The organism is Stenotrophomonas sp. RIT-551 (assembly GCF_026241915.1).
GTDB lineage: Bacteria > Pseudomonadota > Gammaproteobacteria > Xanthomonadales > Xanthomonadaceae > Stenotrophomonas > Stenotrophomonas bentonitica_A.
In genome coordinates this window covers 17,337-29,045 of record NZ_JAPJIU010000022.1, presented here as the reverse complement: position 1 = coordinate 29,045, position 11,709 = coordinate 17,337, and the positions used below count along the sequence as shown (strand labels likewise).

Genomic DNA, 11,709 nt, shown 5'->3' with positions numbered 1-11,709 from the left:
GCCGCTGCTGGGGTTGGCGGCGGCGTTGGCGCTGGGCGCCTGCAGCAAGCAGACGCCCAAGGCGCCGGGCGCGGCGCCGGAGGTGGCGGTACTGACCCTGCAGGCCCAATCGCTGGCGCTGGCCCAGGAGCTTCCCGGTCGAACCGTGGCGTCGCAGGAATCGGAGGTGCGCCCGCAGGTCTCCGGGGTGTTGCAGGCGCGGTTGTTCGAGCAGGGCGAGAGGGTGAAGGCCGGGCAGCCGCTGTTCCAGATCGAACCGGCGCTGTACCAGGCCGCGGTGAACGAAGCGCAGGCCAACGTGCGCACCGCGCAGGCCACTGCGGTGGCGGCACGGCTGCGTGCCCAGCGCATGCAGCAGCTGGGCGCGGGCCAGCTGGCAGCGCAGCAGGATGTGGATGACGCGGTGGCCACCCACCAGCAGGCGGAGGCGGCGGTGCAGGCGGCGCAGGCAGTGCGCGATACCGCACGTACCAACCTGGGCTTCGCCCGGGTGACCGCGCCGATCAGCGGGCGGATCGGCCGCGCGCTGTTCACCCCGGGCGCGCTGGTGACCAATGGCCAGGCCGACCCGCTGGCGCGGATCCAGCAGGTGGACCCGATGAACGTGGATATCACCCAGTCCAGCAACGAATACCTGGCGCTGCGCCGGGCGATCGCCGACGGTGGTGTGGAGGCGACCCGCGCGCCGGTGCAGCTCAAGCTCTCCGATGGCACCGCCTACCCGCTGGCCGGCACGCTGGAATTCGCCGACATCGATGTCGATCAGGAAACCGGCAGCATCACCCTGCGTGCGCAGTTCCCGAATCCACAGGGACAGCTGCTGCCCGGCATGTACGTGCGCGCCCAGGTCGGGCAGGGCACGCGCCAGCAGGCCTTGCTGGTACCGCAGGCAGCAGTGGACCGCAGCCCGAAGGGCGAGGCGCTGGCGTGGGTGGTGGGGGCGGATGGCCGCGTGCATCAACGCACCTTCACCACGGCGCGTGCGGTGGGCGACCAGTGGCTGGTGCTCGAGGGCCTGCGTGCCGGTGAGCAGGTCGTACTCAGTGGCCGCCAGGGGCTGAGCGAAGGCGCGACGGTACGGATCAAGCCCGCCACCGCAGCCGCACCGGCCGCGGCGCCTGCCGCCGCGCCGGCCGGCGAAGGCTGAGCGGCCGATGCTGCCGCGCTTTTTCATCCACCGCCCGGTCTTCGCCTGGGTCCTGGCCATCTGCATCATGGCGCTGGGCACCATCGCGGTGACCCAGTTGCCGGTGGAGCAGTACCCGGACATTGCGCCACCGCAGGTCAACATCACCGCCAACTACACCGGCGCCTCGGCACAGACGGTGGAAGACAGCGTCACCCAGGTGATCGAGCAGCAGATCAAGGGCATCGACCACCTGCTGTATTTCTCCTCCACCAGCTCGTCCTCGGGCCAGGCGCGGATCACGGTCACCTTCGACCAGCGCGCCAACCCGGACATTGCCCAGGTGCAGGTGCAGAACAGCGTCAACCAGGCGATCAACCGGCTGCCGCAGGAAGTGCAGCAGCAGGGCGTGACCGTGGCCAAATCGCAGGGCGATTCGCTGATGGTGGTGTCGCTGTATGACACCCACCGGCGCATGGAACGGGTGGACGTCTCCGATTTCCTGGTCAGCAATGTGCAGGACCCGATCAGCCGCATCCCCGGCGTGGGCGAAATCAACGTGTTCGGCTCGCCCTATGCGATGCGCATCTGGCTGGACCCGCACAAGCTGCGCGCGTTCGATCTGATGCCCTCGGATGTGCGTGCCGCGATCCAGGCGCAGAACACCCAGGTCACCGCCGGTGAACTGGGCGCATTGCCGACCGGGCCGGAGCAGGCGCTCAACGCGACCGTGACCGCACAGTCGCGGTTGCAGACCGCCGAGCAGTTCCGCGCGATCATCCTGCGCACCCTGCCCAGCGGCGCGGCCGTGCACCTGGGCGATGTGGCGCGGGTGGAGATCGGCGCGGAGAACTACCAGACCAGCAGCTTCCTCAACGGCTATCCCGCGGCCGGTTTCTCGGTGACGCTGGCCTCCGGCGCCAACGCGCTGGAAACCGCCGATGCGGTGCGCGCGGAGATCGAGCGCCTGCGTCCCAGCTTCCCGCCGGGGCTGGAAGTGGCCTACCCGCGCGACAGCACGCCCTTCGTGCGGGTCTCCATCGAGGGCGTCATCCACACCCTGATCGAGGCGATCGTGCTGGTCGTGGTGGTGATGTTCCTGTTCCTGCAGAACCTGCGCGCCACTCTGATCCCGGCGATTACCGTGCCGGTGGTGTTGCTGGCCACGTTCGGCGTGCTGGCGGTGGCCGGGTTCACCATCAACACCTTGACCCTGTTCGCGATGGTGCTGGCGATCGGCCTGCTGGTGGACGATGCGATCGTGGTGGTGGAGAACGTCGAACGCATCATCCATGAGGAGCACCTGCCGCCGCGCGAGGCAACCGAGAAATCGATGGGCGAGATCACCGGTGCGCTGGTCGGCATCACCGTGGTGCTCGGCGCGGTGTTCCTGCCGATGGCCTTGTTCGGCGGTTCCACCGGCATCATCTATCGGCAGTTCTCGATCACGATCGCCTCGGCGATGGCGCTGTCGGCACTGGTCGCGCTGACGCTGACCCCGGCGCTGTGCGCGACCCTGCTCAAACCATCCAGCGCGCAGAAGCCGCCGGGCCGTTTCTTTGCCTGGTTCAACCGCGGCGTGGAGCGCAGCCAGAACGGGTATCGCGGCAAGCTGGGCGGGATCGTGGCGCATCCGCGGCGCTGGATGGCCTTCTATGTGCTGCTGGTGATCGGTGTGGTCGCGTTGTACGCGCGCATGCCGACCGGGTTCCTGCCGGTGGAAGACCAGGGCCAGGTGACGTTCCAGTTCTCCACGCCCGAAGGCACGCCGATGGCGCGCACCGAGGCGCTGGGCGAGCAGATCAGCCGGTATTTCATGGAGCATGAAAAAGACAGCCTGGACGTGGTGTTCGTAGTGGTCGGCCGCAACAACGCCGGCACCGGCCAGAACGCGGGGCAGGGGTTCATGGCGCTCAAGCCGTGGTCCGAGCGCGATGCCGAGCACAGCGCCGGGGCCATCATTGCCCGTGCCAACGCGCACTTCCGCAACCTGCCCGATGCGAAGGTCAACGTGCTGGCGCCACCGGCGGTGCGTGGGCTGGGGCAGTCCAGCGGGTTCGAGTTGTGGCTGCAGGACAACAGCGCGGCCGGGCGTCCGGCGCTGCAGGCGGCGCAGGAAAAGGTGGTGCAGGCCGCCAGCGATGACGACCGGCTCACCTCGGTGCGGTTGAATGGCCTTGGCGACAAGGCCGAGCTGCATCTGGACATCGACCAGGCGCAGGCCAGTGCGCTGGGCCTGGCCCAGGCGGACATCAATTCAACGCTGTCTTCGGCGTGGGGCGGCACCTACGTCAACGACTTCCTCGACCGCGGCCGGGTCAAGCGCGTGTACGTGCAGGGCGACCAGCCCTACCGCAGCGTGCCCGATGACATCGGCCAATGGTACGTACGCGGCAGCAACGGGCAGATGGCCTCGTTCGCCAGTTTCGCCAGCAGCCACTGGTCGCGCGGGCCGCAGCTGCAGCAGCGCTTCAACGGCCTGCCGGCGATGCAGATCCAGGGCAGTGCCGCCGAAGGGCGCAGCTCGGGCGAGGCGATGCAGACCATGCAGTCCCTGGTGGCCGATCAGCCCGGGTTCGCGTTGCAGTGGAGCGGGCTGTCCTACCAGGAACAGCTCTCCAGCAACCAGACGTTGTGGCTGTATGCGGCCTCCATCGCCTTCATCTTCCTGTGCCTGGCCGCGCTCTACGAGAGCTGGACGGTGCCGGTGGCGGTGATGCTGGTGATTCCGCTGGGCGTCATCGGTACGGTGATCGCCACCACCGCGGCGGGCTTCGTCAACGACATCTACTTCCAGGTGGGGCTGCTGACCACGATCGGTCTGTCGGCCAAGAACGCGATCCTGATCGTGGAATTCGCCGAGGCCGAGTACCGCGCGGGCAGTTCAGCGGTGGATGCGGCGCTGAAGGGCGCCCGCCTGCGCCTGCGGCCGATCGTGATGACCTCGCTGGCGTTCGTGGCCGGCGTGATCCCGCTGGCCCTGGCCACCGGCGCTGGCGCCGTGAGCCGGCGCGAGATCGGCGTCAGCGTGATCGGCGGGATGCTCTCCGGTACGTTGCTGGCGATCGTGCTGGTGCCGCTGTTCTTCGTGCTGGTGCGGCGGCTGGGCAAGCCCCGCCCGGATCGGGCGGCAGAACACTGAATGGCGGGGCGCCCCGGACCCCGGATTTCATCTTCTTGACCCATTCCGTTCACGGTCTCCATGCCGGCGGGCCATTAGCGTAGATCGTCCCCACACCGCTTGGAGACATGCCATGAATCCCCTGCAGACGGTCGCTCGGACCATGCGAAACGGGTTGGAAGAAGTGGCGGCCCTGCTGGTCGGCCAGCGCGCCGAGTCGCTGCGCCAGGACGATACCGCCGCGCCCGGGGTGGGCATCCCGATGCCGCGCCGGATGCCGCTCAAGCGCCCGCTGCTGCATGGGCGCAAGGGCATGGCCCCGTGGCAGAAGATCGGCCCGGGCCGTCGCTAAACGCGGTTGGCATCGGCGGGGTGGTTGACCCCGTCATTCACCGGCACCTGTCCGATATCGAACGGATTGACGCCGTCGAGGCAGCCGACGTGGTAGCCATATTCATCCGGTGAGGAACGTCGCTGATGGTGCGTGTAGATGCCGCACACGCTGCAGAAGTGGTGGCGGGCGACGCGCGTGTTGAACTGATACAGCCGCAGTTCGTCATGGCCCTGCACGATCTCCAGATCCGCCAGCTTCACCGAGGCCACGATCGCGCCGCGGCGCCTGCACATCGAACAATCGCAGCGGCGGGGCGAGACCACGCCGTCCGGCAGGTGCAGGCGCAGCACGACCGCCCCGCAATGGCAGCGCAGCAGATGGTGGCGCTGGATGGGCACCCCCCCGATGGTGGTCAGTCCCTGCATGGGTGGTGCGTCCCTGGTAGCCATGAGTGGCCCCAGTATGCGATCGCGCGGGGCGGCCATGCCAGGCCCTGACGACGTCGGGGTGAACGCCGGGTCGAAGCTGAACAGGCTCGACATGCGGCGAACACAGGGGTTATGGCTAACTAGCGCCCCGGACAGACGACGGATCGATGCGTGAAGAAGGCAGGACGATGGGGGCTGGCGCTGCTGATGCTGCTGGCGGCGCTGTGGATCACCGGTTTGCTGGCGTACCAGCTGCCGGGTCCGGGCTGGTTGCGGTATCTGCTGGTCGGCCTGTGGGCGGTGTTCGCCGTCACCGGTGCGGTTGGCGTCGCGCGCGCGCGCGCCGGGCGTTGGCCGGGCGTGCTGTACGGCGTGGCACTGGTCGCCTCGGGCATCTGGTGGCTGCTGCTTACGCCGCGCCAGGACCGGATCTGGGCCGACGATGTCGCCCAGCGCCTGAAGGTGGTCGAGGTGGATGGCCCACGCGTGGTGCTCGACAACGTCCGTGACTTCACCTGGCGCAGCGAGACCGACTACGACGCGCGCTGGGTGCGCCGCGAGTACAACCTGGACCAGCTGCGCTCGGCCGATCTGATCCTGTCCTACTGGATGGGGCCGGCCATCGCGCACACGCTGATCTCCTTCGGTTTCGATGATGGCCGCTACCTGGTGTTCTCGCTGGAGATCCGCAAGGAACGCGGCGAGTCGTTCTCCGCGCTGGGCGGGTTCTTCCGCAAATTCGAGATGACCCTGGTCGCCTCGGAGGAAACCGACATCGTGCGCACGCGTACCAACGCGCGTGGCGAAGACGTCTATCTGTACCGCCTGCACGGCATGACCCAGGCGCAGCTCAAGGCCCTGTTCGTCTCCTACCTTGGCGAGGCGCGCAAGCTCGACGCCGCGCCGGCGTTCTACAACACGTTGACCAGCAACTGCACGACCATCGTGTACGAACTGGCCAAGCAGATCGCGCCGGGCCTGCCGATGGATTACCGGCTGCTGGCCTCGGGCTACTTCGCCGAGTACGCGCGCGATCTGGGCGTGCTCACGCCGGGCGTACCGTTCGAAACGCTGAAGGCACGCGGCCGGATTACCGACCGTGCGCGCGCGAGCCATGCAGACGATGATTTTTCACAGGTGATCCGCCGGGGCGTCCCGGGGACAGGGCAGGGAAGCGTTCCATGAGTTCCGCATTGAAGCTGTTGCCGCACCGCGCGTTGCCGATACTGGCCGTGGTGCTCTCGCTGCTGCTCTCCAGCGGCTGCGCGATGGTCACCATGAAACAGGTGGCCCCGACCGAATACCTGGCCAACAAGCGCGGCGACGTGCTGACCTCAGGCAAGCTCAGTGCCGCTTCGCAGGAAACGCTGAGCGTGATCGGCATGGACGTGGCGCAGTGCGAAAAGGACGTGGCCACCTGCCAGAAGACGTTGGAAGACACCGATGTGCTGCCCGAGGAGCAGCGGCTGTCCGCACAGTCCGAGCTGTGGGTGAAGACCGCGCTGGCGCTGACCCCCAAGCCCAAGGACCGCGAGAAGACGCCGATGTCCGATGCGGCGCTGGATGCATGGCTGGAAGCTGCGCGCTATGCCTACGCCTACCTGTTCTTCAGCGGCCGAACGCCGTCGGACCGCGCCTTCGAGGATCGCCAGACCCAGGTTCGCGATTACTACAACTACGCTGCCGAGCAGACCGCCTCGGTGGTGTTCAAGCGCAGCCGCGAGAGCGCGCTGGAAGGCGAGGACTACAACGCCGCGGTGGCCGGTGAGCGCTGGACGCTGACCTCCGATTTCGATGAGCTGCGCATGCAGAGCATCCCGACCCGGATGGTGTCCGCCTCGGCGGTGAGTTTCGCCGGCCTGCGCAGCACCTATCGACGCGATGGCTTCGGCGCCGAGCTGGTGGTGATCATGGACCCGCCCAAGCTGGTGGCCCCGGCCGATGGCGAGAAAGCGGAGATTCCGCAGTACAGCGAGATGTCGGCGATCAACGCCACCGCCCTGCTGCGCTTCAAGGGCGACAACCTGCAGCAGGTGCTCGATACCACCCAGGTGCTGTTCGACGTGTACTCGCCCGAGTCCACCGAAAGCGTGGACCTGCACGGTGAGAAGGTGCCGCTGGCGGGCAACTTCACCGCGGCCTACGGCTTGTGGCTGGCCCAGTCCGGCTTCGCCACGCAGTCGCTGCGCACTCTGTTCGGCATGAGCGAGGGCATCGGTGCGCCGCACATGTACCTGATGCAGCCGTGGGACCCCAACCGCCGCATCATCTTCATGCTGCACGGCCTGGGCAGCAGCCCGGAAGCCTGGGTGAACGTGGCCAACGAGATCATGGGCGATCCCGAGCTGCGCCGTCATTTCCAGGTCTGGCAGGTCTATTACCCGACCAACGCGCCCATCGCGCTGAACCGCTACGAGATCAACCAGGCCTTCAACAACACCCTCAAGCACTTCGACCCGACCGGCAGCACACCGGCGGCCAAGGACATGGTGTTCATCGGCCACAGCATGGGGGGCGTGCTCGCGCGACTGCTGGTGACCTCCTCCGGCGATGTGCTGTGGAACGACCTGCTGGCCAACTACGACCTCAAGGGCGAGCGCTTGAAGCGGGTGGAAGCCAAGCTCGGCCCCCTGCTGCATTTCACCGCCGAGCCGAACGTGGAGCGGGTGATCTTCATCGCGGCCCCGCACAAGGGCACGGACATCGCGGGCAATCGGCTGGGGCGCCTGATCGGCCGGCTGGTGCGCCTGCCGATCACGATCCTGGGCAAGTTCGAGGATGTATTCCTGACCCTGCAGGAATCCGAATCGGCCAACAGCACGACCAAGCTGCAGATTCCCAACAGCATCGACAACCTCAAGGCCAGCGATCCGTTCGTGAAGGCCGCTGGCGCGCTGCCGATCACGCCGGGGCTGAAGTACCACTCGATCATCGCCCAGCGCAAACCGGAGGTGCCGTTGCAGCAGTCCGATGATGGCCTGGTGCCGTACTGGAGCGCGCACCTGGATGGCGCGGTGTCGGAGAAGGTCATCATCTCCGGGCATAGCGTGCAGGAGACCCCGCAGGCCGTGCTGGAGATCCGCCGCATCCTGCGCGAGGATCTCAAAGAGGTTGGCGACACGCATCCGTGAGGCTGCGTGGCATCTCCTGCTTCAGATGCGCCGCGCCACCACCACGCTGAGCATGGCCAGCACCAGCATGATCGCGAAGGTGAGCAGGTAGCCCAGCGTCTCCCGGCCCTCCAGGAACAGCGCGAACAGCGAGCCGGAGACGGCCAACGTGGTCGCCACGCCGAGGGCCTCGCTGAGCTGCAGGGCGGAGGTATTGCCGCCCTGCTGCGCCGGCGGGGAGAGTGACAGGGTCAGCACCGACAGGCTGGGATAGATCAGCCCCATGCCCAGCCCGGTCAGCACCCAGCCGGCCATGGCCGTCCACAGCGGCACGCCCGGCTGGATCGCCAGCGAGGTGGCCAGGATGCCCGTGCACATCAACAAGGCACCGGCCTGCAGCAGTTGCCGGCGCGACCAGCCACGCTGCTGGTGGCCCTGCAGCCAGGAGCCGGAGAACCAGCCCAGCGCCCCCAGGCTCAGTGCCACGCCGGCCAAGACCGGCGTCAACCCGCGCTCGCGCTGCAGCAGCAGCGGCAGGAAGGCTTCGCAGCCGAAGAAGGCCGAGGCCGCGATCCCGCGCAGGGCGATCACGCTGGGCAGGCCGCGGCGCAGGCGCAGCGTGCCGGTCGGCAGCAGCTTCCAGCTGCACAGGGCGAGCAGGGCGAGGGCGGGCGCCAGCAGCGCCACGGCGAGCCATCCCTGCTGCTGGCCGCCGATGTACAGCGCCAGCGCGCCGAAGGCGGCCCCTACCGCCCAGGGCACCACGTTGCGGCTGCTGGTGCCGGTGGCGACCGTGCCCACCTGGCGCAGGGCCGGGCGCAGCAGCAGTGCCGCCGGGATGGCCAGCAGCGGCACGATCAGGAACACCCAGCGCCAGCCCAGGTGCTGCACGATCAGGCCGCTGATGCTGGGGCCGACCAGCGAGGGCACCACCCAGCCGGCCGAGAAGGCGGCGAACACGCGCGGCCGCATCGGTTCGGGGAACGAACGCCCGACCAGCACATACAGCGCCACGGAGATCGCGCCGGCCCCCAGGCCCTGCATCAGCCGCCCGAGCACCAGCACCGGCATGTGCTGGGCGAAGCCGGCCACCAGCAGGCCGGCAACGAAGCAGGCCAGGCCCAGCCACAGCGGCCGTGCCGGGCCACGCTGGTCGCTCCAGCGGCCGGACAGCGTCATCCCGATCACGCTGGTGGCCAGGGTGCCGCCGAACGCCAGCGCGTACAGGCGCAGACCGTCCAGGTCATGGGCAACGGTCGGCATCGCCGCGGCCACTGCCAGCGCTTCGAAGGCATGCAGCGAGACCAGCGCGACCATGCCGATGGTGGTCGCCCGGTAGGCCGGCGACAGGATCGAGGGGATCGGGGCATCCTCCACCGGAACGGTGGCGGGCGGAGTGGAGGCGTCAGCGGACATGCGGATTCCAGACATCGGGGGGAGGGCCGGGGTTGCAGTGCACTCCGGCGGCGCGCAGGATGCCACCTGAACCAAGGTTGAGGTCAAGCAGTGATCGCGCAGGAACTGAGTGTAGGCGAAGTCGCCAAACGGAGCGGCGTGGCCGTCTCGGCGTTGCATTTCTACGAGCGCAAGGGCCTGATCCGCAGCCTGCGCACCGCCGGCAACCAGCGCCGCTTCGCGCGCGACGTGCTGCGCCGGCTGGCAGTGATCCGGGTCGCCCAGCGGGTCGGGATGCCGCTGGAGGCGGTGGCGACCGCTTTTGCCGCCCTGCCGGAGAACAAAACACCGACCAAGGCCGAGTGGGCCAGGATGTCGGCGCTGTGGCGCAGTGAGCTGGACCAGCGCATCGAGCAGTTGCTGCTGCTGCGCGACCAGCTCACCGACTGCATCGGCTGCGGCTGCCTCTCGTTGAAACGCTGCCGCCTGACCAATCCCGGCGACACGCTGGGCGATCAGGGCGACGGCCCGCGCCGCTGGGAGTAGAGCCGGCCAGCGGCCGGCGGGGCGCCGCTTGCCATCCGTAGTGCCGGCCGCTGGCCGGCTGCCCTCACCAGACGGTGAACACCTGCCCGCTCTGGATGCCTTCCACGCTGCGCTGGTAGGCCAGCGACGCGCGCTGCGCCGTCACCGGTTCAAAGCCCGGGAAGTAGGCGCCGTAGTCGTCCATCGATTCGGCCAGCACGTTCGGGCTGACTGCATTGATGCGCAGCCCACGCGGCAGCAGCTCGCAGGCTGCGGCGCGCACGAAACCTTCGAGCGCGGCGTTGGCTGCCGTGGCGTTGGCGCCGTCGCGGATCGGCTGGGCGCTGATGATGCCGCTGGTCAGGGTGATCGAGCCGCCGGTGTTGAGGTGATGCTGGGCGGCCAGGCTCAGCCGCACCTGGCCCAGCAGTTTGTCCTGCAGCCCCAGGTTGAAGTCGGCCGGCCGCATCTGGGCCAGTGGACCGAAGTGGACCTGGCCGGTGGTGGCGATCACCGCGTCGACCTTGCCCACCTTCTCGAACAGCGCCTGCACGCTGGCGTCGTCGGTGAGATCCACCTGCACGTCGCCGCCGTGGCGGCCGGCGCGGATCAGTTCGTGGTGCACGCCGAGCGTACTGGCGACCGCCTGGCCCAAGGTGCCGCTGGCACCGACAAGCAGGATCTTCATGTGCATGTCTCCCGTAAACGTAGGGTAGAGCCACGCCACGCGTGGCTGCTTCTTGTTCCCGCATCGCGGGCCAGCCACCCATGGGGTGGCTCTACCCGGTCAGGGGGCGGCCAAGGTAACGCCACGCCATGCGTAGCGACGCTTGGTCGTCAGTCATTCGCCGCCGACAATGCCTGCCCGCGCGTGGTCGCCGCGTCGATCGCGCGCGCCACGATCGCCTCGAAGCCATCGCCTTGGAAACTTTCGATCGCCGCCTGGGTCGTGCCGTTCGGCGAGGTCACCCGGCGACGCAGTTCGGCCGGCGCTTCGCCGGATTCATCCAACATGCGCGAGGCACCGAGCAGGGTCTGCACCACCAGCGTGCGGGCCGCCTCGGCCGGCAGGCCTTGCGCGATCCCAGCCGCCTCCATCGCTTCGGCCAGCAGGAACACGTATGCCGGGCCGCTGCCGGAGACCGCAGTAACGGCATCCATGCGCGCTTCGTCGTCGATCCACACGGTGCGCCCTGCCGTGGCCAGCACGGTATCGGCCTGGGCGCGTTGCGCGGCGCTGACCGTGGCAGTGGCGAACAGGCCGGTGACACCGGCGCCGAGCAGGGCGGGCGTGTTGGGCATCGCACGGACCACGGCGTGGCCGCCGCCCAGCCAACGGTCCAGCTGGCTGCTGGTGATGCCAGCGGCGATGGAGACCACCAGCGGTTGCTTGCCGTGGGCGACGGCGGTGAGCGAGGCGCAGACATCGCGCAGCACCTGCGGCTTGACCGCCAGCACCCACACGGTGCCCTGTGCGGCAGCTTCGGTCGCGCTGGCGTAGGTCCTGACGCCGAATTCGGCCGTGAGCGCGTCACGCAGCTCGGTCACCGGCTCGGCGACATGGATGCTGGCCGGGGCCACGCCCTGGCGGACCAGGCCGGCGATCAGGCTGCGGGCCATGTTGCCGCCGCCGATGAAGGTGATGGGGGACGTACTCATGAACTCTCCTT

Annotated in this window: 10 protein-coding genes; 6 read left to right on the top strand and 4 right to left on the bottom strand. The window is 68.5% G+C overall.

Translation table 11 applies throughout. From position 1 onward, the window contains the following. The first annotated feature begins 4 nt into the window (after window positions 1–4). The 3 genes from ORK51_RS17200 to ORK51_RS17190 all read left to right on the top strand — a co-directional run bounded on the left by ORK51_RS17200 (window position 5) and on the right by ORK51_RS17190 (window position 4,599). Window positions 5–1,147: an efflux RND transporter periplasmic adaptor subunit gene (locus ORK51_RS17200; protein WP_429000698.1), complete on the top strand. Its 1,143-nt coding sequence runs from the start codon at window positions 5–7 to the stop codon at window positions 1,145–1,147. 7 nt (window positions 1,148–1,154) lie between these two features. Beyond that, entirely contained in the window at window positions 1,155–4,268 is a 3,114-nt protein-coding gene (locus tag ORK51_RS17195; RefSeq protein WP_266086100.1) for an efflux RND transporter permease subunit, read from the top strand. A 112-nt stretch (window positions 4,269–4,380) separates the two neighbouring features. Then, a complete protein-coding gene (locus ORK51_RS17190) occupies window positions 4,381–4,599 on the top strand; it encodes a hypothetical protein (RefSeq protein ID WP_235319017.1) in 219 nt (72 codons plus the stop codon). Here the strand turns inward: ORK51_RS17190 and ORK51_RS17185 are convergent. Beyond that, complete coding sequence (locus ORK51_RS17185; RefSeq protein ID WP_266086103.1) at window positions 4,596–5,006, bottom strand: GFA family protein; 411 nt, start codon at window positions 5,004–5,006, stop codon at window positions 4,596–4,598. The genes ORK51_RS17190 and ORK51_RS17185 overlap by 4 nt on opposite strands. Before the next feature lie 210 nt (window positions 5,007–5,216). Between ORK51_RS17185 and ORK51_RS17180 the strand changes: the two genes are divergently transcribed. Beyond that, window positions 5,217–6,194: an Lnb N-terminal periplasmic domain-containing protein gene (locus tag ORK51_RS17180; protein WP_019185378.1), complete on the top strand. Its 978-nt coding sequence runs from the start codon at window positions 5,217–5,219 to the stop codon at window positions 6,192–6,194. Then, the gene (locus tag ORK51_RS17175; protein WP_070426768.1) at window positions 6,191–8,140 is read left to right on the top strand and encodes an esterase/lipase family protein; all 1,950 of its coding nucleotides are present in this window, start codon (window positions 6,191–6,193) and stop codon (window positions 8,138–8,140) included. Before ORK51_RS17180 ends, ORK51_RS17175 begins: the two co-directional genes overlap by 4 nt. Before the next feature lie 21 nt (window positions 8,141–8,161). Here the strand turns inward: ORK51_RS17175 and ORK51_RS17170 are convergent, their stop codons facing one another. Next, window positions 8,162–9,535, bottom strand: coding sequence for an MFS transporter (locus ORK51_RS17170; RefSeq protein ID WP_266086097.1), 1,374 nt, complete (start codon window positions 9,533–9,535; stop codon window positions 8,162–8,164). A 90-nt stretch (window positions 9,536–9,625) separates the two neighbouring features. On the opposite strand from ORK51_RS17170, the gene soxR reads away from it, so the two are divergent. Beyond that, window positions 9,626–10,060 carry a redox-sensitive transcriptional activator SoxR gene (gene soxR, locus ORK51_RS17165; protein ID WP_172838051.1) on the top strand — a complete coding sequence of 145 codons (435 nt, stop codon included), beginning with the start codon at window positions 9,626–9,628 and terminating at the stop codon, window positions 10,058–10,060. Window positions 10,061–10,124: 64 nt separating this feature from the next. Here the strand turns inward: soxR and ORK51_RS17160 are convergent, their stop codons facing one another. Further along, window positions 10,125–10,727: a short chain dehydrogenase gene (locus tag ORK51_RS17160; RefSeq protein WP_019185382.1), complete on the bottom strand. Its 603-nt coding sequence runs from the start codon at window positions 10,725–10,727 to the stop codon at window positions 10,125–10,127. A gap of 149 nt (window positions 10,728–10,876) precedes the next feature. Further along, window positions 10,877–11,698, bottom strand: coding sequence for a pyrroline-5-carboxylate reductase (gene proC / locus ORK51_RS17155; RefSeq protein WP_019185383.1), 822 nt, complete (start codon window positions 11,696–11,698; stop codon window positions 10,877–10,879). Window positions 11,699–11,709 lie beyond the last annotated feature (11 nt).